Origin of the sequence: Sporosalibacterium faouarense (genome assembly GCF_016765695.1) — a bacterium.
In the GTDB taxonomy this organism is placed as follows: Bacteria; Bacillota; Clostridia; order Tissierellales; family VENL01; genus Sporosalibacterium; species Sporosalibacterium faouarense.
Genome location: NZ_JAETGO010000098.1, coordinates 55,212 through 81,036, shown reverse-complemented (window position 1 = coordinate 81,036; position 25,825 = coordinate 55,212). Strand labels below are relative to the sequence as shown.

Below are 25,825 nucleotides of genomic sequence, written 5' to 3'. Positions count from 1 at the left end.
AGAATATATTTAGTAACAAAACTTGTTATTATAAGGGGGAGAAGTAATGCGTGATATTAGATTACAAAAGTTAGCTAACTTATTAGTTAATTATTCACTTGAATTAAAGGAAGGAGAATATGTACAATTAGCAGGAAGTACTATATCAGAACCGCTATTGAAAGAATTATATAGAGAAGTTATAAAAGTTGGAGCCCATCCTGAAATAAAAGCAAGCATTGAGGGACTTAATGAAATAATGTTAAAGGAAGGTAGTTCAGAACAAATTGAATTTGTTTCTCCAGTAACAAGGGTAGCAATCCAAGAGTACGATGCCTTAATAGGACTTATGGGAGGAGTTAATACAAAAGCAAACTCTAACATAGACCCTAAAAAGATGTCTGGAAGAATGAAAGCAATGAAGGATTTAGTAAGGATAAGAAATCAAAGAGAAGCAAATGGAGAATTTAGATGGGTTGGTACCCAATTTCCTACTCATTCTGATGCTCAAGAAGGTAATATGTCATTAGAAGAATACGAAGATTTTGTATTTAAGGCAGGGCATATTGATAAAGATGATCCAATTGCTGAATGGAAGAAAATTTCTAAAGAACAACAAAAAATAGCAGATTACCTTAATACTAAGAAGGAATTACATATTATATCTAAAGATACTGACTTAAAAATGAAAGTTGAAGGAAGAAAATGGGTTAATTGTGATGGCAAGGTGAATTTCCCTGATGGGGAAGTCTTTACAGGTCCAGTTGAAGACTCAGTTGAAGGGCATATTAGATTTAGTTATCCAGGTATTTACATGGGTAAGGAAATAGAAGATATTAGACTAGATTTTAAAGAGGGTAAAGTTGTTAATGCTACTGCAGCAAAGGGTGAAGATTTATTGTTGGCTTTACTTGAAACTGATGATGGAGCTAAAAGATTAGGTGAAATTGCTATCGGTACTAATTATGGCATAACTAAATTCACAAAGAATATGCTTTTTGATGAGAAAATAGGCGGAACTATACATGCAGCATTGGGAATGTCAATACCTGAAAGCAAAGGAATAAATGAATCAACAATACACTGGGATATGCTTTGTGATATGAAGGATGGCGGAAAAATATACGCAGATGGAGAATTGTTTTATGAAAATGGACAATTTAAGTATGAGGTTATTGAGAGTAAATAGTTAAGAAAATTAAGTTAAATAAGAGAACTAATTAAGCTCCTACTCTTGTAGAATTCAGTAGGAGCTTTTAATAGAGTTTAAGAAAGTTATACAGGAGGTTTTATGAATGCTAAATAAGTCGGTTATCGAGGCTGTTATGAATGCAGCATTATCTATAGGTGGAGATTTTGTAGAAATTTTTGTAGAAGACAAGAGGAATACAGGGTTAATTCTAATTGGAGGAAATATAGAAAGAGCCATGTCTGGAAGAGACTATGGAGTTGGGATCAGAATATTTAGTGGCACCAATAGTGTATATGCGTATACAAATGATTCTTCAAAGGAAAATCTTATTAAGGTGGCACAGGAAGCAGCTTTGGCAGTGGGAGGAGTAAAGGGGGATATAAGTATTAATCTCATAAGAAGTCATGTTAGAAACAATAATGAAATACTTATAATGCCTAATACTATCGAAAAAATAAAAAAAGTAGAATTAATGAAAAGGGCATATAATGCCGCTAAAAATTATAATGAGTTAATATCACAGGTTTCTGTTAACTATATGGATCGTGAACAAAATGTATTGATAGCCAATTCAGAGGGACTATTAATTGAAGACAAAAGAGTTAGGACTAGAACAGGAATTAGTGCAGTTGCCTCTAAAAATGGAGAGATGCAAACAGGTAGATATGCTAGAGGGGCCCATATGGGATTTGAATTTTATGACACTATAAATATTGAGGATTATGCTAAAGAGTCTGCAAGAATTGCAACAACTATGATAAATGCAGAACTATGTCCAAGTGGGAAAATGCCAGTTATAATTGATAATGAATTCGGAGGAGTTATTTTCCATGAAGCGTGTGGACATGGATTAGAGGCCACTTCTGTAGCAAAGGGTACTTCTGTATATTCAAATAAGATAGGTGAAAAGGTCGCTTCTGATATAGTTACAGCTATAGATGACGGTACTATGGCTAATGCTTGGGGTTCTCAGAATATCGATGATGAAGGAACTCCAACAAAGGAAAATGTACTTATTGAGAATGGTATATTAAAAGGATATCTTGTTGATAAGCTTAATGGAAGAAGAATGGGAGTTGAGTCTACTGGATCATCGAGAAGACAATCATATAAATTTGCACCTACCTCTAGAATGACTAATACGTTTATAGATAATGGCAAATCTACAAAGGAAGAGATTATTGCTAATACAGAATATGGATTATTCGCAAGGTATATGGGCGGTGGCTCAGTAGATACTTCCACTGGAGATTTCAATTTTGCTGTAATGGAAGGATATATTATTAAAAACGGAAAAATTGATAAGCCAGTTAGGGGGGCAACTCTAATTGGAAATGGTGCAGACATTTTGAAGAAAATTGATATGGTAGGAAATAACTTAGATCATGGTCAAGGAATGTGCGGTTCCATAAGCGGATCAATACCAGCAAATGTAGGACAGCCTACAATTAGAGTTAAATCCATGACAGTAGGCGGAAGAAAGGGTGATAAGTAATGACAAAGAAGGAATTTATAGATTTATTGTTTGAGAAAGGCAGATTAGCTGGTATAGAAGATATGGAAGTATTTGTTCAAAGAAATAGTGAATTAGAGCTAATGGTGTTCAAAGGAGAAATAGATAAGTTTAGCAAGGCAGAAGAAGAGGGATTATCCTTCAGAGGAATATATAGAGGAAAAATGGGGTATTCATATACTGAAAAGATAGATGAAACATCATTGAATATTTTAATAGAAGAGCTAATATCAAATGCAAAGGTTATAGATAGCGAAGATATAGAAGAGATGTTTGAAGGGTCAGAAAGTTATAGAGAAGTGAACGTATATGATGAAAGTTTTCAAAACATATCAACTGAAGAGAAAATCAGTTTTATAAAAGCCTTAGAAAAGGAGGCATTTAATTCCGATCCTAGAGTTACAGCAGTAGACTATTGCCTATTTGGAGAAAATACTATTAATAGTATAATGAAAAATACAAAGGGATTAGATATTGAAGATAAAGCAAATGTTGCATATGGATATATTTCAGCAATAGTTAAAGAAGGAGAAGATGTGAAAAATGGAGCTAGATATGTTGTCTCCAATAATTTTGCTGATTTTAATCCTAAGAAGTTAGCGAATGAAGCCGTTAAAGAGGCAGTATCAATGCTAGGGGCTAAAAGTGTTAAGTCTGATAACTATCCTATTATTTTAAGAAACAATGCAGCTGCTAGCCTATTAGAAGCTTTTGCGCCAATTTTCTCTGCAGAGCAGGTGCAAAAGAATTTATCACTACTTAAAGATAAATTAAATGAGACAATTGCTAATGATAATATTACTCTAATAGATGACCCATTTATGAAGAAGGGTGTCGCTTCAAAATCTTTTGACGGTGAAGGGGTAGCCACTAAGTATAAAAGGATAATTGAAAATGGCGTTTTAAATACTTATTTGCATAATATGAAAACAGCAAAAAAAGATGGAGTTGAGTCTACTGGAAATGCCTATAAAGCATCATATAAATCATCTATAGAAATAGCGCCGACAAATATGTATATTGAAGAAGGAGATACTTCTTTAGAAGAGTTGATAAGTACTACTAATAATGGGATATTAATAATAGAACTTCAAGGTTTACATTCAGGACTTGATATTATATCAGGAGATTTTTCCCTTTCAGCATATGGATATTTAATAAAAAATGGAGAGATTAATAGACCAGTAAATCAAATAACAGTAGCAGGTAATTATTATGATATGCTAAAGAATATCGAAGAAGTAGGATCAGATATTAAATTCAATCTTCCTGGATATGGATACATAGGTTCCCCTTCTTTAAAAATAAAAGAGTTATCAGTCTCTGGAGAGTAGTTACATATACTATTATATAAACAAAAGATAATATATTATATTTAATAGGAGGAAAAAATGGAAGAAAAAAAGAAAAAAATTGTTCGTGGATATTATTTTACCCTTGTTTCATTTATAATATTGTATTTTTTAGGGGTACTGGCTTTAAACCTCACAGGTGTATTTATAGTTACTAACAATATACTTTTATTCCTTGTAGTAACTTTTGTATATTATCTAGTTGTGAAAAATGGTTTAGCTGGATTGACAAGAAAAAAGCTTCATGAGATAGATCCTGAAATTAAGGATGGAAAGACAAAATTTAATGAGTTTAAAGGAAAAATGCCTACATCTGATGTCAAATGGTATAAAAATGGTTTTCTAATCTATATTATAATTATTATTGCTATAGTTGTGTTGTATGCTATTTATATGAAATAATTAGGAGGTTTATATGTCTGTAATTAAGGTAGGAATATGCCAAATGATTGTGGAAGATGATAAAGAAGTCAACATCAATAAAGCTGAAAAGCATATAAGAAAGGCTGTTAAAGAGGGAGCAGAGCTTATAGTATTACCAGAAATGTTTAACTGTCCCTATGAGAATAGTTTCTTCCCAAAATTTGCTGAGGAATATCCTAATGGAAAGACTATTGCTTTTTTGTCTGATATGGCTAGGGAGAATAAAATATATTTAGTTGGAGGGTCCATACCTGAAAGGGATTCACAAGGAAACATTTATAATACTAGTTTTACATTTGATCCCAATGGAAATATGATTGGAAAACATAGAAAAATGCACCTATTTGATATTGATATACCTAATGGTATCACATTTAAGGAATCAGATACCCTTAGTTCAGGCAATGATATTACCGTATTTGATACTGAACTTGGAAGAGTTGGTGTGGCTATTTGCTATGATATAAGGTTTCCAGAATTGATGAGAAAAATGGTATTACAGGGAGCTAAAATGATTATTATACCAGCTGCATTTAATATGACTACTGGACCTGCCCACTGGGAGATGCTATTTAGAATGAGAGCTTTAGATAATCAAGTATATATGCTAGGCTGTGCACCTGCCAGAAATAAACATGCATCTTATACATCCTATGGGAATTCAATTATTACTGAACCTTGGGGGAATATTGTTGAAAGATTAGATGAGTCTGAAGGTGTTATTATTCAAAGTATAGATCTTAATAGAATTAATAAAATCAGACAAGAATTACCACTATTGAAACACAGACGAAAGGATATCTATAATTAATAATTTGCCGTAATCAAAAAGGATGGTGATAGAATCAAATCTATCCCATCCTTTTTAAAATTTATTCAACCGTCTCTCTCTGTCTAAAGAGTAAAGTTATTGCATATAATCCAGCTAAACCTACTAGGCCATAAACTATTCTGCTTAAAACGGCATCTTGGCCACCAAAAAGTCCAGCAACTAGATCAAACTGGAATAAAGATATTAGTCCCCAGTTTAAGGCTCCAATAATAACTAGAATAAGAGATAATCTATCCACAAAATCACTCCTTATGTTAAAATATTGTTCTTTTAATATTATCTCAAATTAATTCTTTTCTATTCCTTATTATTTCAAAAACATCTGTTTCTATACCATTATTTTAATAATTAAAGAAATTAAATGTTTAAGAAGTAAATATATTAGTATGCAAAAGTTTAATATATAATTTCCATTAATATAATTTTCTTATTAACATTTTTAAAAATTAAGAATACATTATTATAAATAATAGTGTTAAAAGACAACTTAACTGCTGAAGGTTTAGTTGGAAATGAAAAACAAATTAGTGGGATTGTTCCTGCTTTTTTGTTTTTTTTTGCAATTCAGTTTAGGCATACTTTTTATGAGATATAAACTTTTAAATATAACAAAATGTTTTAATTATATTTCATGTATAATATAATAAGGATGGAAAAGAAAGTAAAATCTATAGGAAAGGAGCTTTTTATGATAAAGATAGATATACCTTCATTTAAAAAGATAGAAATCAAATATGCTGTTTTTGATTATAATGGAACATTGGCTGTAGACGGGAAAGTCACTGAAGAGATAAGAAAATATCTTGATAAATTAAGCGATATATTAGAAATTTATATTTTAACTGCTGACACATATGGAACTGTAAGCAATACTTTTAAAGATTCTAAGTTTAAAATACATATAATTTCAAAGGAAAATGGATCTAAAGATAAATTGAATTTCTTACAGAAACTAGGGGCTAAGTATTGTGTTGCCATTGGCAATGGAAATAATGACAGTCTTATGATAAAAGAGGCTGAATTAGGTATTTGTATCTTGGGAAGTGAAGGTGCTGGCTCTAAAGCTATATTTAATAGTGATATTATACTTAAAGATATAAAGGATTGCTTTGAATCATTACTGAATATAAATAGGCTAAAAGCTACTCTAAGAGGATAACTTCTAATGTATATCCATAACATGATTGCTATATAGTAAATTTAAAACAAATATTAGGAGGAAAAAAGATGAAAAAAGAAATGAGAAGAAAAGACAGGAAAATAGACGATATAGATGTATGTAAAGACATTCTTTTAAAGAACAATTTGGGCTATTTGTCAACTGTAAGTAAGGATAATTCACCCTATGTTGTGCCATTAAATTATTTTTATGATGGAGAATTTATTTATTTTCATAGTGCTATGGAAGGACATAAAATTGAAAATATAAAGAATAATCCAAAAGTTGCATTTTGTGTTGTAGGAGATAATGAAGTAATATTAGAGAAGTTTACCACAAGATATGAGAGTATAATTGTTTTTGGAACGGCAAGTATAGTTGGAGGATATGAAGAAAAGCTAAGGGTATTAAATAATATGATGAGATATTTAGGTAAAGAAGTAGATGTAACCACAAGATATGATAAAAAGTTTATTAAAGACAAAACTTTAATCGTAAAAATAGAGATTGAAACGATGACAGGAAAGAAAAATACAGTTAAGTAACGAGCAAAGGAGAAAAACATGAGTATATTAAAGAAAAGAGTATTTAATGTATTTGATACATATAGAGGACTTCCAAGGAGTATATATTTTTTATTTTTCGCTAGAGTAATAAATAGTATGGGAGCGTTTGTTTATCCATTTTTAACTTTTTTCTTAACTGATAAAATGGGATTAAGTGAACAAGAAACAGGATTTTACTTTATACTAGTTGCAGTGATGAGTGTTCCGGGGTCGTTTTTAGGCGGTTATCTATCGGATCATTTTGGAAGAAAGAAAATAATGATAATCTTTCAAGGCTTATCAGCAATATCATTCGTACCATGTGCTTTTTTAGGAAACTCAATGATGGTACCATGGCTATTAATAGCTGCAACCTTTTTTGGTGGAGCTGCTCAACCAGCAAATAGTGCTATGGTTGCTGATATAACTAATAATAGTAATAGGAAGCAATCCTATTCGCTTTTATATCTGGGAATAAATGTAGGGTATGCCATTGGTCCATTAATAGCAGGATTTCTTTATGAAAATTACACGTACTTGATATTTTTGGGTGATGCACTGACAACTTTGATATCACTTATATTAATTGTTGTATTTGTTTCTGAGTCAAAGCCTACCGAAGAAAAGATAAATGAAAGTTATGAAGTTGATCATAAAGAAAGGGCTGAAAAAGGAGGCTTGTTGGAAGTTCTATTGAGAAGGCCAGCATTAATAGCCTTTGCTATGGTTGCAACAGTGTATTCTTTTGTATATGTGCAACATAGTTACAGTATTCCTTTACAGGTAAAAGACTTATTTGGAGCAGAGACTGGAAGTAAGATGTATGGAACACTAATGACAACAAATGCTTTAGTCGTAGTATTTATGACATCATTTATAACTAAAATTACAATTAGGCTTAAACCGATACAAAATATTGCTTTATCAGGTATAATGAATGCAATTGGATTTGGAATGTTACTCTTTGCACATTCTTATCCTATTTTTATAATATCCACAGTAATATGGACAATAGGTGAAATATTAAATGTTACGAACTCAGGTGTATATATTGCTAATCACACCCCTATGTCCCATAGAGGAAGATTTAATTCTATTTTACCATTATTAACTGGGGCAGGATATGCCTTTGGGCCATACATAATGGGTGGAATTATTGAAAATCACGGAATAAGAACTGCTTGGCCAATCACTTTTGTTTTAGCAATGATTGGAGCGACATTTATGTACATCCTATATCTATTTGAGAAAAGAAAGGAAGAGGCTATTAATAAAACAGCATAATTAAATATATATTATTATTTTTTGGAGGTATATAATGGAATTATTAAATAAAAAACTATTGGAAACCAAATCAATGATTAAGGATAAGGAAAGATTAAAGAATATATTACAAAAGGCCAAAAAACAGTATTATGAATTGGAAAGCAGAAAACAAGAGTTATATGAGATACTAAAAAAAGAAGAACTAGATGTTGAAAAGCTAGAAGGTCTATCAGTGAAAAATATTTTTCATTCTATTATGGGTAATAAAGTCGAGAAACTAGATAAAGAAAAACAAGAGGTTTTGGCAGTTAAGTTTAAATATGACACTGTATGCAAAGAGTTAGACCAAGTAACAAGTGATATAAATGAAATAAAAGATAGGATAAATGATTTAGGAAATCTAGACAAAATATATAATGAACTATTAGAGAAAAAAGAAAAGGCCTTAATTAATTCTTCAGCTGATGTGAGAAATAAGTTAGATAATATAATTGAACAATCGGCAAATTTAAAGAGTAGGATTAAAGAGATTAAAGAGGCTATAACTGCTGGAAGAAATCTAATGAATTCCCTTGAGCACGTTAGACAAAGTCTTACTTCAGCAGGTAACTGGGGTGTTTGGGACATGATGGGTGGTGGATTGATATCAACTATGGCTAAGCATTCAAAAATAGATGAAGCAAAGTCAGAAATTAATAGAGTACAATCTCTATTGAATAGATTTCATAGGGAACTACAAGATGTAGGAGGGTCTGTAGATATTTCTAATATAGAGATAGGGTCTTTCCTTACTTTTGCAGATTATTTCTTTGATGGATTATTCGCTGACTTAGCGGTACAATCAAAGATTAATGATGCAAAGTCTAGGGTTGAGAATACGATATATAAAGTAAATTCAATCATGAGTAGGTTAGAGCAAGATTTATCTACATCTGAGTCGAAACTAAAGAGTTTTGAAAGTGAAAAAAGCAATATTATAATTAATGGATAGTTAAAATCTATTGTTAAATAAATCCCAGTTGAGGAATTTTACTCAACTGGGATTTTATTTTAAACTAATAACTTAATAACTATTTATTAGCTATATCTTATAATATTATAGATGCTCCTGGACCAATTGGTAAACCTGATAAGTACCAAATAGATAGTAGTCCAATTAAACCTATATAAAAGGCAATAGAATATGGTAGCATGGTAGATATCAATGTACCAATTCCAAGCTTTTCATCATATTTCTTTCCAAATGCAACTATAACTGCGAAGTAAGTCATAAGAGGAGAAATAATATTAGTTACAGAGTCACCAACACGGTATGATAATTGTGCAAACTCTGGAGATAAATTTAAACTCATAAGCATTGGTACGAAAACAGGTGCCATAAGAGCCCATTTAGCTGATGCACTACCTATAAGAATATTAATTATTGCAGACACAGTAATAAACACAATGATTAACGGTAAACCAGTTAAGTTTATTGTATCAAGTAATTGAGCACCTTTAACAGCAATAACCATTCCGATATTTGACCAGTTAAAATATTCAACAAATTGAGCAGCTGCAAAAGCAAGTACTATATAGCCACCCATAGAAGACATAGAATCACTCATAAATTTTGCAATATCTTTGTCCGCCTTAATTTCTTTTATAGCAATACCATATGCCACACCTGGAATTAAGAAGAATAAGGCAATTAAAGGTACCATGGCATCAACAAAAGGAGTAAGTGGTGCTCCAGGTTCTCCTCTAAGAATTGAACCACCCTCAGATCTAAAAACTGAATTTGAAGGAAATGTCAAAAGAGCAATTACTGCAATAAAGATAATTAATGAGATTAAAGCAATCTTTAAGGCTCTACCTTCTTCTTTGTTTAATGGTTCTAACGATTGCTGGAATTTACCTTCGTATTTTCCTAATCTTGGTTCAACTATTTTTTCTGTTACAAGCATTCCTACACCAGTTATTAGAAATGTAGATACTATCATAAAGAAATAGTTAGCAGTTGGTAATACCGTATAGCTTGCATCAAGAGTTTGAGCAGCACTTGTAGTAAAACTACCAAGTAATGGATCTAATAAAGTTATTAATAAATTAGAGCTGAAGCCGCCTGATACACCTGCAAAGGCAGCTGCCAAACCTGCAAGAGGATGTCTTCCCTTTGCTAAGAAAATCATAGCACCTAATGGCACTAAAACAACATATCCTGCATCTGCTGCCATACTTGACATAACACCAGCAAATACAACTGAGGCTGTTATTAATTTGTCTGGAGCGTTTAAAACAATTCTTTTAAGCATTGCCCCAACTAGTCCAGATCTTTCTGCCACACCCACACCAAGCATTGCTACTAGTACTGTTCCTAGAGGAGCAAAGTTTGAAAAGTTTGCAACAGCCTTTGTAAAAATCTTTCTGATTCCATCTTTTGATAACAGATTGATAACATTAATTGTTTCATCTGTTATAGGGTGAGTTGCTGATACACCCAGCTTACTAAGTATGAATGATAATACGACGATACCGGCTGCGAAGATAGCAAATAGTGTTACAGGATGAGGTAATCTATTACCAGCAGTCTCAACGACACCAAGAAAACTATCTCCCCAGTTCTTACGTTTTTTTTGGATCATGGAAATCCTCCTTTAGATTTTAATTTATTTATAGAGAGACGCGAAAATGCGTCATTCTATACATTATAGATAGAGAAATGAAAAGAAATAGCAAACCTTTGAATCTTCAGGTTTTTGCAAGCAGATTTGATTATATCAAACAAATTTTTCACTATCAAGATAAAATTCATTTAACTTGTTGATATTATTCATATTTTGAAATGTGAATATCTGAAACGATTGAAAATTCAACGAAGAGTGATTTTATAAAAATATTGTAATAATTGTTAAAATTGTAATATTAATTAATTAATAAAAAAATATAAAAAGTATAACACATTTAAATAAATGTGTTATAATATATAGTAGATAAAAGATTAAAGGGGGCATAAATAAGTGGATAAATGTTATATTAAATGGTTTAAAGAGGTAAATAAAGATGATATATCACTTGTAGGAGGAAAAGGAGCTAATTTAGGAGAGCTTACTCAAAAAGGCATACAAGTTCCACCAGGATTTTGTATTACTTCTAACGCTTATAATAGTTTTATTAAATTATCCAATGTAGAGGATGATATTAGAAAAATAATATCTAATATAGATGTAGAAAATTCATCAGATCTACAGATTAAAAGTCTTGACGTCAGGCGTTTAATTCTTAATGCAGTGATTCCTGATGAGATAAAAAAAGAAATAATTAATAAATATGAGGAATTTAGTAATGGGATAGGGATTATTGAGCCTAGCGTGGCTGTGAGAAGTTCAGCAACAGCTGAGGACTTGCCTGAAGCATCATTTGCAGGACAGCAAGATACTTATTTACACGTAAAAGGCAATGAACAATTATTAGAACATGTAAAGAAGTGTTGGGCCTCATTATGGACTGCAAGGGCTATATATTACAGAGAAAAACATAATTTTAATCACTTTGAAGTATCACTATGTGTAGTTATACAAAAAATGGTTAGAAGTGAGAAATCAGGGGTTATTTTTACTGTAAATCCTGTGACCAACAATTTTAATGAGATAATGATAAATTCTAGCTGGGGGCTAGGTGAAGCAGTGGTATCTGGAATTGTAACACCAGATGAATATATTTTAAACAAAAGTACATTAGAAATAAGGGAAAAGAATATATCGGATAAAAACCTAATGATAGTGGAAAATAAAAACGGGTTTGGGACACAAGAAGTAAAAGTTGGAGAATATTTAAATGCATCCAAGGTTAAAGAAGAAACTTTAAATCATAGTGAAATCATGAAGCTAGGGAAAAGTGCTTTATTAATAGAAAATATCTATAATTCTCCTCAGGATATAGAATGGGGATTAGATACGGAGACAAAGGAATTATATATTTTACAAGCTAGACCTATTACTACTTTGAAGGAGGCGAATATTAAAGTGGAAGAAAATAAGACAACAGAATTAAAGGTTATTGCAAAAGGATTAGCAGCTTCACCAGGAATTAATAGCGGGAAGGTAAAAATGATTGAGGATATTAACGAAATATCTAGAGTAGAAGAAGGAGATATTTTGGTAACTATTATGACAAATCCAGATATGGTTCCTGCAATGAGAAAAGCTGCAGCTGTAGTAACTGATGAAGGTGGGAGAACGTGTCATGCGGCAATAGTTTCTAGGGAGCTAGGTATTCCATGTATAGTCGGATCCAAGGATGGTAGTAAGGTTTTACATGAGGGCATGGAAGTAACTGTTGATGCAACAAGAGGTGTAGTTTATGAAGGAAAGGTACTACAAGAAAAAACGAATAAATTAAATTCTAAAGGTAAGGAAAATTTAGGTGGCGTAGATTTTGATGATTTAGTACATCAAATGGCACCAATAACTGGAACAAAAATTTATATGAATTTAGGCGAACCATCTATAATTGATAAATATAAGAACTTGCCTTTTGATGGAATTGGATTAATGAGAACAGAATTTATATTTAGTAATTTAATAGGCATACATCCTATGTATTTGCTTAAGACTGGAAATGAAAAGTTATTCATTGATAAGATGGTTGAGGGAATAACAAAGGTAGCTCAAGAAATCTATCCTAAAACTATAGTAATTAGATTAAGTGACTTTAGGACAAATGAATTTAGAGGATTAAAGGGTGGAGAAGAGGTTGAACCTATTGAAAATAATCCAATGATTGGATGGAGAGGAGTATCGAGGTACATTTCACCGGAGTATGAGGCAGGCTTTAGATTAGAATGTAGGGCAATAAAGAAGGTACGTGAAGAGTTTGGGTTAACAAATGTTTGGACTATGCTTCCATTTGTGAGAACTACATGGGAATTAGAGAAGGCCAAGGAAATAATGGCTTCAGAAGGTCTAATACAAAGTAATAGCTTTAAAATTTGGATAATGGCAGAGGTTCCATCTGTAGTATTTGCAGCTGAAGAGTTTGCCCAATTAGTCGATGGATTTAGTATTGGAAGTAATGACTTAACACAGCTAATATTAGGCTCAGATAGAGATTCTGGAATCTTAAACAGCATGGGATACTTTGATGAAAGAAATATAGCAGTGAAAAGGGCTATAGGTATATTAATCAAAGCTGCTCATAAATATGGTAAAACCATATCTATATGTGGGCAAGGACCATCATTATATCCTGAGTTTGCGGAGTTTTTAGTAGAGGAAGGTATAGACAGCATGAGTGTAAATCCTGATACAGTTGCCTATACAAGGAGACTAGTTGCCCATGTCGAGCAGAAGATATTATTAAGAAAATTAAGAGGTATAAATAGCTGAGAAAATTCCATTCTAAAGTCTTATTCGAGAATAATAGTGTAAAACTAATGTTTGTGTTAATTAATGGAAAAAAGTGTAGGAGAAAAATCCTACACTTTTTTTATTTTATATGAGAATAATTAAAGATTTTGTTAAATAGTTTCATTTTTATTTTATTGAAATCCATTCTATACTAATGGCGCTAATAGTAATATTTCTTCATTATTGTTATATATCATATCGAATTGGGAAATAGGGAGTGGATTTTCACCTATCCCAACTTCAATAGTATAGCCTGGTCGTCGATAATCCTGTATGAACCAGTCCTTATATCCAGAATAGGAAGCTGTTCCATAAGTTTCAGCTAATTCATATCCACTTACTTGGGCAAAGAGATCTCCAATTCTTCGTGCCACTGGAGGAGCAAGATCTTCAAAGTTCCAAAATATGACTTGACCTTGACTATGATATGCAATGACTAATCTAAAATTATGACTTCTAGTAAAGTCTGCTATAGCCCTTGACTCGGGTTCTGATTCTGGGTATGGACCAGGGTATCTAGTTGGACCAGGACTATCATAGCCCAATTCCCTAGCAACTTCTACATACTCATCAAAAAGTGCATCATAATTGTGATTTAAATCTACTCCTTTAGTATTTGCTTGCCATACTTGAGAAAAAGGTTGACCTGTATTGTTCCATTCAAGAAGTTGATTGTAGTATGGGTTCTCAGGACTAGGACCATTAAGAACTATATCTACCCCATCGGGATTTACCATTGGTAATATATAAATCGTGCTTTGATTCCAAATATCTCTTGGATTGTAACCTCTTATACTTCTTCCTTCTGAATAAGCTTTAGAAAAATTCTCAATGAATTTCATTAATAAGGGGCTAGTAATCCATTCCAATGCATGGTGAGAAGCATTGTAAAATACTTGGTTTGGTCCATTACCTAACTTTATATAAGTTAAATCTTTTCCTAAAACACTTTTTCCAGCACTACCAGTCTCTATAAAGGGATATCGAACATTCAATCCTTCTATATCTCTCTGCATAATCTCATAAGTATAATCAATATTAGTATCTACTATGTCTATGCCATATGGAACAATTATTTCTTGGCCAATCATTAAATTCCTTGGATTGATATCAGGATTAGCTGTAATAATTCTATCTACAGTAGTATAATATCTAGTTGCAATATTGTATAGTGTATCACCTGAACGAATAATGTATCTATCATAGCCTAATAAGAAAGGTTCCAAGGCTCTAAAGGTATTTGGACCAATAACTCCATCAGGAACTAAACCGTAATCTCTTTGAAACGTAACTACCGCTTGTTGAGTTTGAGCTCCAAATACACCATCTATAGGACCGGGATTGTATCCTATTTTAGCTAAAAGTGCCTGCATTTCCATTACATCAGTTCCCCGTGAACCTATTTTTAAAGTTCTCACAAAATCACCTCACTTGTTCTATTATTACTATTTTATTATTTAATTAAGAATTTGTTACACCTATTTGAGTGATATAAAAGTGAGTTGATATAAATTAAATGAGGAAATTGCACGAATATATTTAATTTGTAAATATGCAATTTCTTCAAGTAAAAACATGGTGTAGTTTAAACTTTTTGTGTAAAGGATTTTAAGTATAGATAGAGAAATCATTTATATAGGAAGAATTAGTTATTACATCATAAAAAAATGGGGGAATTTAATGAAAAGGTACATAATGTTAATTGTATTAGTAATTATTGAAGTATATAGTTATTTTCGTGGTCAAATAGAAGAACTTGAGACATTCTTTTTCATATGGGCTTTTATTGGAGTATTTATTACCCTTATGATTTTTATTGATTGGGGTAATGAGACTCCTAATTTTACAGCTGAAATGGGAACAAGTAAAGAGTCTTATATGCTTAATAAAAAGAACTCTGATAGTAAAATAGTACGCAAGACCAAAGGCCTAATTGGGTATATATCTTTTATATTAATAAATGGCCTAGGAACGATTTTGACCATAGAAGGTATAATTTAGGGGGTAGATTATTTGGATAAGAAATATATATTAGCTTTAGATCAAGGAACTACTAGCTCTAGAGCTATAATTTTTAATCATGACGGTGGAGTAATTAAGATTGCCCAAAAAGAATTTAGACAAATTTATCCTAAAGCTGGTTGGGTGGAGCATGATCCAATGGAAATTTGGGGTACACAAAGTGGTGTAGCTAGAGAAGTACTGGATACAGCTGATATTAGTCCAGAGGAGATAGCAGCTATAGGAATAACAAATCAAAGAGAAACTACAGTGGTTTGGGATAAAATAACGGGGAAACCCATATATAATGCAATAGTTTGGCAATGCAGAAGAACATCTGGAATATGTGACGATTTGAAGCAAAGAGGTCTTGAAAAATATGTAAAAGAAAATACAGGACTGGTTGTAGATGCATACTTCTCTGGAACAAAAATAAAGTGGATATTGGATAATGTTGAAGGTGCAAAAGAAAAAGCAAGACGTGGAGAATTACTATTTGGAAATATTGATACATGGTTAGTTTGGCAGTTGACTAAGGGCAAAGTACATGTAACCGATTATTCCAATGCTTCTAGAACTATGCTTTATAATATTAAAGAGCTTAAGTGGGATGAGAAGCTCCTTGAAGAATTAGATATACCAATGAATATGTTGCCAGAAGTTAGACCATCTAGTGAAATATATGGAGTTACAGACTCAAAAACCTTTGGAGGGATTGAGATTCCCATTGCTGGTATTGCTGGAGATCAGCAAGCAGCTCTATTCGGTCAAACCTGTCATGAGCCAGGAACAGCCAAAAATACTTACGGCACAGGATGCTTTATGCTAATGAATACAGGAGAAAGAATGATTCAATCCAATAATGGATTACTTACAACATTGGCTTGGGGCATAGATGATAAGATCCAATATGCTTTAGAAGGGAGTATTTTTATAGCAGGAGCTATAGTTCAATGGCTTAGGGATGAACTGAGATTAATTAATGATGCTAGGGATACTGAATATTTCGCTAGTAAAGTTAAAAATAGTAATGGGGTATATTTAGTTCCTGCTTTTGTGGGTCTAGGAGCTCCCCATTGGGATATGTATGCAAGGGGAACCATGGTCGGATTAACCAGGGGTGTTAATAGAAACCATATCATTAGAGCGGCGTTAGAATCTATTGCTTATCAAACTAGAGATGTTATAGAAGCTATGCAAGAGGATTCAGGAATAAAGCTTAAAGAGCTAAAGGTTGATGGAGGTGCAGTAGAAAATAATTTTCTTATGCAATTTCAATCGGATATTTTAAATGTACCTGTAAATAGACCTGTAATTACTGAAACTACTGCATTAGGTGCAGCATATTTAGCAGGATTGGCTGTAGGATTTTGGAGGGATAAGAAGGAAATAAATAATAAATGGAAAATCGATAGAGAATTTACACCGAAGATGGATAGTAAAGAAAGGGAAAAAAGCTATAATGGATGGCAGAAGGCTGTTGAAAGATCCTTACAATGGGCAGAAGAAAATGAATAATAAATTTTCACAGATAGGCATATTAAAGCATATAATATTATAATTAGTTTTTAAAACTTTATTTTTATAGGATAAGGAGTCGCAAAAATTTTAGCTTAAATAGCTACATGGATTAGACTAAGAGTCTATTTTATGTAGCTTTTTCAATATAACATCTAAAATAGCAATTTAATTGATTGGTAGGAGGTGTGCAGATGTATGATGTAATAATTATAGGAGCTGGAATAATAGGAACATTTATTGGAAGGGAGCTTTCAAAATATAGGTTGAAGATTGCCTTGTTAGATAAAGAAAATGACATTGCCAATGGCACTACAAAAGCTAATACTGCAATTATCCATGCAGGATATGATGCTAAAGAAGGAAGCAATATGGCAAAGTATAATGTAAAAGGAAATAAAATGTTCGATAGAGTATGTGAAGAATTAGGTATAGATTTTAAGAGGATAGGCTCGTTAGTACTTGCTTTCAATGATGAAGATATAAATACTTTAAATGAATTATACAATAGAGGAATAAAGAATGGCGTAACTGGACTAGAAATTTTAGATAGAAAGCAGACACTAGATTTGGAGCCGAATATTAATGGCGATGTGAAGGTAGCTTTATATGCACCTACATGTGGAATTATAGACCCTTGGAATCTTGCTATTGCCCTAGCTGAGAACGCTATTGAAAATGGAATGGATTTATTTTTAAGAACTAAAGTACATAATATTCTTAGAAAGAATGATGTATATACAATATATGCTGGAGAGAAAACATTTGAAGGAAAATATATCATAAATTGCAGTGGATTATATGCTGACAAAATTAGTGCAATGGTTGAGAATCCGAAATATGAGCTGTCACCAAGGAGAGGTCAATACTTTATTCTAGACAAGAAGGAAGGAAAGCTTTTTAATTCAGTTATTTTCCAATGCCCAAGCAAAATGGGGAAGGGAGTTGTGGTTACACCTACAATTCATGGAAATGTAATTATTGGTCCAAATGCAGAAGATATTGATGATAGAGAAGGTTATGAAACTACATATCTGGGACTAAACGAAGTGAAAGAGAAGGCAAATATGACTAGTAGAAAAATTAACTTTAATGAGACAATTAAGCTTTTTTCAGGAATTAGGGCCGAACCAAGTACAGGGGACTTTATAATTAAGGAATCAGAAAATACAAGGGGATTCATAAATGTAGCAGGTATAAAATCACCAGGTTTATCATCAGCTCCTGCAATAGCTGAAGAAGTAGTAAAAATAGTAAATAAATTAGAAGGTGGATTGAAAAGTAATTTGAACTTTAATCCCAATAGAAAAAAGATCATTAATTTTGAAAAATTATCAGATCACCAAAAAAATGAAATTATAAAATCTAATTTTAAATATGGAAATATAGTATGTAGATGTGAAAATGTTACAGAAGGAGAAATCGTGGATTGTATAAATAGAAATGCAGGAGCAACAACGGTAGATGGGGTTAAGAAGAGAGTAAGGCCTGGCAGTGGAAGATGCCAAGGAGGATTTTGTCTTCCAAAAGTAATGGAAATTTTGGCCAGGGAATTGAATTGTGAAATAGATGAGGTTTTGAAAAATAACAAAGGGTCGTATATTCTAACTGGAAGGACTACAAAAGGTGATAACTATGAAGATCTATGATGTCGTTATTATTGGTGGAGGGCCTGCCGGTTTAGCGGCGGCTTTTGAAGCTAAAAAATATGGAGCTAAAGAGGTACTAATCATTGAACGGAATGAAGAGTTGGGAGGAATTCTTCAACAGTGTATTCATAATGGATTTGGTATTCACCAATTTAGGGAGGAATTAACAGGACCTGAATATGCAGAACGATTTATAAATAAAGTGAAAAAAGCTAATATAGAGTGTATGCTTAATACCATGGTTCTAGGTATAAATAAAGATAAAGTAATCACTATTATAAGTAAGAATGAAGGATATATTTCAATTAAAGGAAAAGCTATTATTTTAAGTATGGGATGCAGAGAAAGAACCAGAGAAGCACTTATGATCCCTGGAACTAGGCCATCTGGAATCTTTACAGCAGGGACGGCACAAAGATTTATCAATATTGAAGGCTATATGGTAGGTAAGAAAGTTTTTATTTTAGGTTCTGGAGATATAGGGTTAATAATGGCTAGAAGATTAACTTTAGAAGGGGCAGAAGTAGTTGGAGTTGCAGAAATATTACCCTATTCTTGTGGACTAAATAGAAATATAGAACAGTGTCTTAAGGACTTTGACATTCCTCTTCTTTTACAGCACACTGTTATAGAAGTAAAAGGTAGAGAAAGGTTAGAAGGAGTTGTTGTGGTAGAGGTTGATGATAAAAAGAAACCCCTCTATAAAACAAAAGAATTTTATAAATGTGATACCTTACTACTTTCAGTTGGACTAATTCCTGAAAATGAATTATCAATACAAGTTGGTGTAGAAATAGATGGTAGGACCAAGGGGCCAATAGTAAATGAATCAATGGAAACTAGTGTAGATGGAGTTTTTGCATGTGGTAATGTGGTCCATGTTCATGATTTAGTAGATTATGTAACAGACGAAGGTAGATTAGCTGGCAAAGGGGCCATTAGATACTTAAATAATCTATTTAATAAAGCCAATAAGGGAGATTACATAACTACTGAATGTGGAAAAGGAGTTAAATATATTATTCCTCAAAGATTAAGAATGGAACATTTAAATGAATGGGTTATGCTACACTTAAGAACAGATAAGAATTATGATGATGTAGAAATTCAAATAGTAATTCAGGGTGATATTATTAAAACTATAAAGAAGTCGAAATTATCTCCGAGTGAGATGATAAGACTAAGGATTCCATCGGATTTGATAGTCAATAGGGAAATAGATAATATAAAGGTTGAAATAAATGAGAGGAGTTAAACGATGGAGGACATTATAATTGTTTGTACTTCATGTCCATTAGGCTGTAAAATCAGCATAGAAAAATGTGATTCTGGTTACAAAGTAATTGGGAATAACTGCAGAAGAGGAGAGGTATACGTCATTGAGGAGTTAACTAATCCTAAAAGAATAGTGACATCAACAGTAAAAATTAATAAAAGCTCTATCAGTAGACTACCAGTGAGGACAGATAAGCCTATATCTAAAGAAAAAATTTTTGATTGCATCAATGAAATAAATAAGGTTGAGATTTGTGCCCCAGTAAATATAGAAGATATAATTATCAGTAATATTTTAGGTACGAATGCTAATCTAGTTGCTTCTAGGAGCATGAAAAAAACAGTTAGGGATTAAACAATCATCTTCTATTTATGTTCAATTGATTAAGTTATATTTTGATGAAAGCATTAACAGGTTTAACCAAAACAACATATATGCATAACTTAAAGTATAGGACATTTTGGGAGATGATCAATGTGGTGGTTATAGAAAAAATTAATGAGAGCGACCTAGATAGTCTTTCAGCACTCTATCGTCAATTAGGAGGAAAAGAGAGCAATAAAGAAGAAATAGAAAAGGTATTTCACTTAATAGACAGTAATCCCGATTACTATTTATTAGGAATAAAAAACGAAACTAAGCTAGTAGGCTCAGCTTTTGCTATTATATGCAATGATTTATATTACCAATGTAAACCTTTTATGGTAATTGAAAATGTTATAGTTGATGAAAAACACCAGAGAAGAGGTTATGGAACTATTTTATTTGAAAAAATAGAACAAATAGCTAAAAAGCATAAGTGTTATTTTATTATGCTCTTATCAAATAAAAAAAGAAATAGCTCTCATAAATTTTATAGAAAGCTTGGCTATATTGGCGATGAAAGCATAGCGTTTAAGAAATATCTTTTGTAATTAATCATATATTTATCAAAAAGAATTTAATATTGTATATATTTACTTGTATTACAGTCATTGACTTCAGTGACTGTTTTTTTATGTTATATATGATTTGAATAAGTACAAAATAATATCGAGTAGGAAATCATAAAAAATTATCTAGAAAGGAGTATTTATATGACATTGCAAAATTCATTAAACTTAAATAAGCTTTCTAAAATAGAATTGGAAAATATTAGACATATTGCAGGATCACATCAAATGATGCAGACAAAGTTACAGGACTATGCTAATAAATGTCAGGATTCTCAAATTAAGCAAATGTTTCAACAAGGAGCACAATCAGCTGGTATAACTGCACAAAATTTAACTAATTCATTATAGGGAGGGGCTAAATAAATGCAAGAAAAAGAAATGGTAAATGATATATTATCTATGACTAAAGCTAGTATGGCAGACTATGAAAAAGCAATAAGTGAGTGCTGCAATGAACAGTTAAGAAGTGCTTTACAACAATTAAGAAATGATGCAGATAAATTTCAATATGATTTATATAAAAGGGCAGAGCAATTAGGTTATTATACTCCTTCACCAGAAGCAACTCAACAAGAAAGACAGCAGCTTAAGTCACAATTGAGCCAAGGAAATCAACAAAACAATAATCAAAATATGAATTTAAGATAATTAAATCTTTGAGGGCTCCTAAGGGAGTCCTTTTTAAATAGATAAAGGGATATAATGGAACTTTACTTTTTTTTATGATAGAATTATTTAAAATATAATATTAAAGTGAGGATTAATCATGAAGAAAAAAATAAAAATAAGAGAAATTACAGAAAAGGATACGGAATGGATAATTAATGTTTCAACGACAAATTGGGGGTCAAATATCATTATTTCTAGAGGCATCAGTCATGATGTATCAAAGCTTCCAGGATTCATTGCTTTAAGGGATAATGAAATTGTAGGAATGATTAGCTATAATATAGACAGTGATAATAATTGTGAAATAGTTTTATTAGAAAGTATGGTTGAAAATCAAGGAATAGGTACAATGTTGGTAGATAAAGTATTGAAAATTAGTAAGAAAACTAAGGTAAATAAAATATGGTTAATTACAAGTAATGATAATATAAATGCTTTAAAATTTTATCAGAAAAAGGGTTTTAGCTTAGTAGCAGTACACAGAGATGCCATAACTAAAGCAAGAAGAATTAAGCCAGAAATACCTGAAGTAGGATATCATGATATTCCAATAAAGGATGAAATAGAGCTAGAATATTTAATATAATTGATTGAACTTGACAAAATAGAATATATGTTCTATGGTATGATTATATAGATGGAGGTGAGTTCATGAGAAAGAGACTATATTTGGATAAGATTAAAGATAGATTAGCAGAAGATATGTGGGGTACAATTTTAGAACGGATTGAATTTTTTTCAGGACTTATTCTTTATAAATGTGAATATTATGATGGCTTTATTATTGATGATAAAAATTTTAAAATAGATAATGAATTAAAGAAAAAAATATCACCTGTAACTATTTTTGAGACATATACTTATAGAAATGAAAAATTTATTATCGAACGAACAGATAGAAATGAGGAGATTCCTGATAAATTAATAAAGAAATATGATAATGGTAGATATAATGAAAGAGTAAATCTTTATGCTTTGTCAGATAAGTACATGGATATTTTGAAATATTATCACCGAAGCATTTTAAAGCATATCTTTGAAAATAAGATAGATGAAAAGTCAAAATCATATAGATCTTTACAGGGCTACGTAAATAGTGAAAAAAGAGAAATAATAAAGTATATGGCAATTAATGCTCCTGAATTTATAAAGAAAAAGGATAGAAAAAATGCAAAGAAACATCTAGAAAAGGTACTTGAAAAAAGATTAAAGCTAATTAATAATAAAGAAAAATCCAAGGATGAAAAGATTGAACTGATAAAGGATGATATTAAGCAAAAAATAGAAGTTTTGTATGGGTAGTTACTTTTAAAAAGAGAAGGTGCAGCCATTGGATATTGGTAATTTAAAGCATAAGCTTAGAGAGCTAAAAAGAGTTGAGATTTCCATAAGAAAGAGATATTACTTACCTGTGGGAGAAAAAGAATTAGTTTGGAATATTTTCTTCTCTACAAATAAAAATGATGATTCTGAAATAAAATACCCATTAATTATTTTATCTGCTTTTGGTCCCAATGCAAGAAAACAGGTCTTTGAAGAGTTTTTCTATCAGATGTACTATGAGATTTTTCAATATGGTAATATTAGTACTAGTTCATTATATGATCCAGATTTGTTATCTGAGCTTGGATTAAGCTCAGATGCTTCTAAAGAGGATATTAAAAGTAGATTTAGAGAACTTGCCAAAAAATATCACCCAGATCGTGGTGGTAGTAAGGAAGATATGATTCGTTTATTAGAAATATATGAGCGACTTTTAAAATAAGAAATGCATATTATTGAGAATTATTATACGAGGAATTATATATAACTTCATGCAAGATTAAAACTTCACTTCTTTAAAATTAAGTCACATTACTATTATTATATAGGAAATGTGACTTTTTTATGGTTTTAATCTTACATGATATAAAAAAATATTGAGCAAACTCTATTACTTAACTATATAAAGTATTCCTATGGTATTCGGACCACAATGACTTGAAATTACACAACCAGCGTTTGTAATTATGATATTATCTGCAGCAATATTTTTTTCAAGCGTTTCTTTTATAAAGATTGCATCATTATAGGCCTTTGAATGGGTTATAAAGACATAGTCAGCATCAATTATGCCTTTATCTTGATAAATATTTTTTAATAAGATATCCAGTGCCTTTGTTCTCTTACCTCTAGTTTTTTGACCTAATATCATTTCTCCATTGACGACCTTAACCAACGGTCGTATCTTAAGCATACCACCAATAAAACTTTGCAATGCAGAACATCTTCCACCTTTATATAGGTAATCTAAAGTATCAATTATAAATCCAGTTCTTACTTTTGGGATATATTCTTTAATAGCTTTTGATACTTCCTTTACATTTAGTCCTTGTTCGATTAATTTAACAGCTTTCATTACTAATAAACCTATTCCGGTAGATAGGTTTTGAGAATCTATAATTTCAATATTTACTTCATCAAATTCTAGTGAAGCAAGCTTCGCATTTTGAATTGTTGATGATAGATGAGAAGAAATACCTATATATATGATATCTTTTCCTTGGTCTACATAAGGCTTAAAGTAATTGTAGAAATTACTAGGAGAAGGTGCAGAGGTTTTAGGTAATTCTTGGGTATCTTTAACTTTTTTATAAAGCTTATCTGTATTAATATCTATCGTATCTTTATAGACTTGATTGCCAAAGTTCACGTATAGTGGAACTATAGTGATATTAAATTCATTAATAATTTCTTTACTAAGGTCACTTGTACTATCTGTAAATACTTTAATTTCACTCAAAACAATTCCCCCTTTTATTGTATTTTATATAATATCTATATTACTAAATAATAGTTAAAATATAAAGTATATATAACAAGTTTTGGAAAGAATATTAGTATAATATTTAATAATAGAAATAAATATAGGTTAGCTTTATTAATATGAATAATAATTGTTCCTGTAATTTTTAATGAATATGTTATATAATTATGGAAAGAAGGAGGAAGATTTAATGAAAATGAAGATAGTTGCTGATAGTGCTTGTGACGTAAATAAGGATTTGAAGGAGAGATTAAACCTTGAATTAGTACCTTTAACTATTCAAATAGATGAGAAAAGATATAAAGATGATAAAAATATCAATATAAAGGAACTAATTCAACACATGAAAAAAAGTAAAGACTACCCTAGGACTTCTTGTCCTTCACCTAATGATTTTATTGAAGCCTTTAAGGGTGACGAAGATGAGGATGTTTTTGCAGTAACAATGTCATCAGGTATTAGTGGTACATATAATAGTGCAGTTTTAGCTAAAAATATGGTTCTAGAAGAAATGGGAAATAAGTTTATACATGTTTTTGATACATTAAGTGCCTCGGTTGGAGAGACCTTAGTAAGTATGAAAATATTAGAAACTGCAAAAGAAAACTATGAAAAACTTCAAATTGTTGAGAAAGTAAGCGAATATATAAAAGATATGAAAACATTTTTTGTATTAGAAAATTTAGATAATTTAGTTAAATCAGGTAGATTAAATGCACTTAAAGGAAAGGTAGCATCGTTATTATCTATAAAGCCTATATTAATGGCAAGTGATGATGGAGTAATTGAAAAACTAGAGAATGTTAGAGGAACAAAAAAGGCAATGAGGCGATTAGTAGATATCATTGGCGAGTATGGTGGGAAATTTGAAGAAAAGGTTTTAGGTATTGGTCATTGCAGTTGTTTAGAAAAAGCAAAAAAGCTTAAGGAAGAAGCATTAAAGAGATATAATTTTAAAGAAATAGTTATAGTTGAAATGGCAGGAATAACAAGTGTATATGCCAATGAAGATGGTATTGTAATCTGCTTTTAAATAAATGAAATAACCAAAAAGTACCTGTGGGAAAAGCACCTAAAACTTAATTATTAAGTTCTTAATTGACTAGATATAAGGATGCTTATGCTGACATTACACAGCATAGGCATTTTTTGATTTTAGTTTTAGTTATATATCAACTGTTTTGTATAGAGTTATAATATTTTGAGAGATATTATTATGTGTAAATTGATTATAATAATTCTATACTCTTAACACTCTTATTGTTAAATGAAATAATAAACATAATATATGCAATCAGTTATTTGATATATAATCTGGAATGG

At 31.2% G+C, this 25,825-nt stretch carries 26 protein-coding genes; 22 read left to right on the top strand and 4 right to left on the bottom strand.

Annotated elements, in window-relative coordinates; translation table 11 throughout:
- Positions 1-46 precede the first annotated feature (46 nt).
- The 5 genes from JMO20_RS19515 (at position 47) to JMO20_RS19495 (ending at position 5,270) form a co-directional block, all read left to right on the top strand.
- Entirely contained in the window at positions 47-1,168 is a 1,122-nt protein-coding gene (locus JMO20_RS19515) for an aminopeptidase (protein WP_202711500.1), read from the top strand.
- A gap of 106 nt (positions 1,169-1,274) precedes the next feature.
- Positions 1,275-2,666, top strand: coding sequence for a TldD/PmbA family protein (locus JMO20_RS19510; protein WP_202711498.1), 1,392 nt, complete (start codon positions 1,275-1,277; stop codon positions 2,664-2,666).
- Positions 2,666-4,018 (top strand): TldD/PmbA family protein, encoded by a 1,353-nt coding sequence (locus tag JMO20_RS19505; RefSeq protein WP_202711496.1) that lies wholly within the window; start codon positions 2,666-2,668, stop codon positions 4,016-4,018. Before JMO20_RS19510 ends, JMO20_RS19505 begins: the two co-directional genes overlap by 1 nt.
- Before the next feature lie 57 nt (positions 4,019-4,075).
- Positions 4,076-4,438, top strand: a complete 363-nt coding sequence (locus JMO20_RS19500) for a hypothetical protein (protein ID WP_202711494.1) — start codon at positions 4,076-4,078, stop codon at positions 4,436-4,438.
- Between the two features lie 13 nt (positions 4,439-4,451).
- A complete protein-coding gene (locus tag JMO20_RS19495; protein WP_202711492.1) occupies positions 4,452-5,270 on the top strand; it encodes a carbon-nitrogen hydrolase family protein in 819 nt (272 codons plus the stop codon).
- Between the two features lie 61 nt (positions 5,271-5,331).
- On the opposite strand, the gene JMO20_RS19490 is transcribed toward JMO20_RS19495, so the two are convergent.
- Complete coding sequence (locus JMO20_RS19490; RefSeq protein WP_202711490.1) at positions 5,332-5,529, bottom strand: DUF378 domain-containing protein; 198 nt, start codon at positions 5,527-5,529, stop codon at positions 5,332-5,334.
- A gap of 450 nt (positions 5,530-5,979) precedes the next feature.
- On the opposite strand from JMO20_RS19490, the gene JMO20_RS19485 reads away from it, so the two are divergent.
- The 4 genes from JMO20_RS19485 to JMO20_RS19470 all read left to right on the top strand — a co-directional run bounded on the left by JMO20_RS19485 (position 5,980) and on the right by JMO20_RS19470 (position 9,252).
- Positions 5,980-6,450, top strand: coding sequence for an HAD family hydrolase (locus tag JMO20_RS19485; RefSeq protein ID WP_202711488.1), 471 nt, complete (start codon positions 5,980-5,982; stop codon positions 6,448-6,450).
- 68 nt (positions 6,451-6,518) lie between these two features.
- Positions 6,519-6,995, top strand: a complete 477-nt coding sequence (locus JMO20_RS19480; protein ID WP_202711486.1) for a pyridoxamine 5'-phosphate oxidase family protein — start codon at positions 6,519-6,521, stop codon at positions 6,993-6,995.
- A gap of 18 nt (positions 6,996-7,013) precedes the next feature.
- Positions 7,014-8,279: an MDR family MFS transporter gene (locus JMO20_RS19475; protein WP_202711484.1), complete on the top strand. Its 1,266-nt coding sequence runs from the start codon at positions 7,014-7,016 to the stop codon at positions 8,277-8,279.
- Positions 8,280-8,313: 34 nt separating this feature from the next.
- Complete coding sequence (locus JMO20_RS19470; RefSeq protein ID WP_202711482.1) at positions 8,314-9,252, top strand: coiled-coil domain-containing protein; 939 nt, start codon at positions 8,314-8,316, stop codon at positions 9,250-9,252.
- 97 nt (positions 9,253-9,349) lie between these two features.
- On the opposite strand, the gene JMO20_RS19465 is transcribed toward JMO20_RS19470, so the two are convergent.
- Positions 9,350-10,885, bottom strand: a complete 1,536-nt coding sequence (locus JMO20_RS19465; protein WP_202711480.1) for an AbgT family transporter — start codon at positions 10,883-10,885, stop codon at positions 9,350-9,352.
- Positions 10,886-11,260: 375 nt separating this feature from the next.
- On the opposite strand from JMO20_RS19465, the gene ppsA reads away from it, so the two are divergent.
- Positions 11,261-13,627, top strand: a complete 2,367-nt coding sequence (ppsA, locus tag JMO20_RS19460) for a phosphoenolpyruvate synthase (RefSeq protein ID WP_202711478.1) — start codon at positions 11,261-11,263, stop codon at positions 13,625-13,627.
- A gap of 167 nt (positions 13,628-13,794) precedes the next feature.
- Here ppsA and JMO20_RS19455 read toward each other — a convergent pair whose 3' ends face one another.
- Complete coding sequence (locus JMO20_RS19455) at positions 13,795-15,066, bottom strand: M14 family zinc carboxypeptidase (protein ID WP_202711476.1); 1,272 nt, start codon at positions 15,064-15,066, stop codon at positions 13,795-13,797.
- A 262-nt stretch (positions 15,067-15,328) separates the two neighbouring features.
- Between JMO20_RS19455 and JMO20_RS19450 the strand changes: the two genes are divergently transcribed.
- The 11 genes from JMO20_RS19450 (at position 15,329) to JMO20_RS19400 (ending at position 23,461) form a co-directional block, all read left to right on the top strand.
- On the top strand, positions 15,329-15,649 hold the full coding sequence (locus JMO20_RS19450) for a hypothetical protein (RefSeq protein WP_202711472.1): 321 nt from the start codon (positions 15,329-15,331) through the stop codon (positions 15,647-15,649).
- Between the two features lie 12 nt (positions 15,650-15,661).
- On the top strand, positions 15,662-17,167 hold the full coding sequence (gene glpK, locus JMO20_RS19445; RefSeq protein ID WP_202711470.1) for a glycerol kinase GlpK: 1,506 nt from the start codon (positions 15,662-15,664) through the stop codon (positions 17,165-17,167).
- Between the two features lie 194 nt (positions 17,168-17,361).
- On the top strand, positions 17,362-18,816 hold the full coding sequence (locus JMO20_RS19440; RefSeq protein ID WP_202711468.1) for an NAD(P)/FAD-dependent oxidoreductase: 1,455 nt from the start codon (positions 17,362-17,364) through the stop codon (positions 18,814-18,816).
- Entirely contained in the window at positions 18,803-20,071 is a 1,269-nt protein-coding gene (locus JMO20_RS19435; protein ID WP_202711466.1) for an NAD(P)/FAD-dependent oxidoreductase, read from the top strand. The genes JMO20_RS19440 and JMO20_RS19435 overlap by 14 nt, the downstream gene beginning before the upstream one ends.
- Positions 20,072-20,074: 3 nt before the next feature.
- Positions 20,075-20,446, top strand: a complete 372-nt coding sequence (locus JMO20_RS19430; protein WP_202711465.1) for a DUF1667 domain-containing protein — start codon at positions 20,075-20,077, stop codon at positions 20,444-20,446.
- A 122-nt stretch (positions 20,447-20,568) separates the two neighbouring features.
- Entirely contained in the window at positions 20,569-21,006 is a 438-nt protein-coding gene (locus tag JMO20_RS19425) for a GNAT family N-acetyltransferase (protein ID WP_202711463.1), read from the top strand.
- 162 nt (positions 21,007-21,168) lie between these two features.
- Positions 21,169-21,375, top strand: a complete 207-nt coding sequence (locus JMO20_RS19420) for a hypothetical protein (protein ID WP_202711461.1) — start codon at positions 21,169-21,171, stop codon at positions 21,373-21,375.
- Between the two features lie 15 nt (positions 21,376-21,390).
- Positions 21,391-21,675 (top strand): spore coat protein, encoded by a 285-nt coding sequence (locus tag JMO20_RS19415; RefSeq protein WP_202711459.1) that lies wholly within the window; start codon positions 21,391-21,393, stop codon positions 21,673-21,675.
- Between the two features lie 118 nt (positions 21,676-21,793).
- On the top strand, positions 21,794-22,282 hold the full coding sequence (locus JMO20_RS19410) for a GNAT family N-acetyltransferase (protein WP_202711457.1): 489 nt from the start codon (positions 21,794-21,796) through the stop codon (positions 22,280-22,282).
- Positions 22,283-22,347: 65 nt separating this feature from the next.
- Positions 22,348-22,998 (top strand): hypothetical protein, encoded by a 651-nt coding sequence (locus JMO20_RS19405; protein ID WP_202711456.1) that lies wholly within the window; start codon positions 22,348-22,350, stop codon positions 22,996-22,998.
- Positions 22,999-23,026: 28 nt separating this feature from the next.
- Positions 23,027-23,461, top strand: coding sequence for a J domain-containing protein (locus JMO20_RS19400; protein ID WP_202711454.1), 435 nt, complete (start codon positions 23,027-23,029; stop codon positions 23,459-23,461).
- Between the two features lie 168 nt (positions 23,462-23,629).
- Here the strand turns inward: JMO20_RS19400 and JMO20_RS19395 are convergent, their stop codons facing one another.
- A complete protein-coding gene (locus JMO20_RS19395; protein WP_202711452.1) occupies positions 23,630-24,478 on the bottom strand; it encodes a DegV family protein in 849 nt (282 codons plus the stop codon).
- Between the two features lie 214 nt (positions 24,479-24,692).
- Here JMO20_RS19395 and JMO20_RS19390 point away from each other — a divergent pair, with 214 nt between their 5' ends.
- A complete protein-coding gene (locus JMO20_RS19390) occupies positions 24,693-25,535 on the top strand; it encodes a DegV family protein (RefSeq protein WP_202711450.1) in 843 nt (280 codons plus the stop codon).
- Positions 25,536-25,825 lie beyond the last annotated feature (290 nt).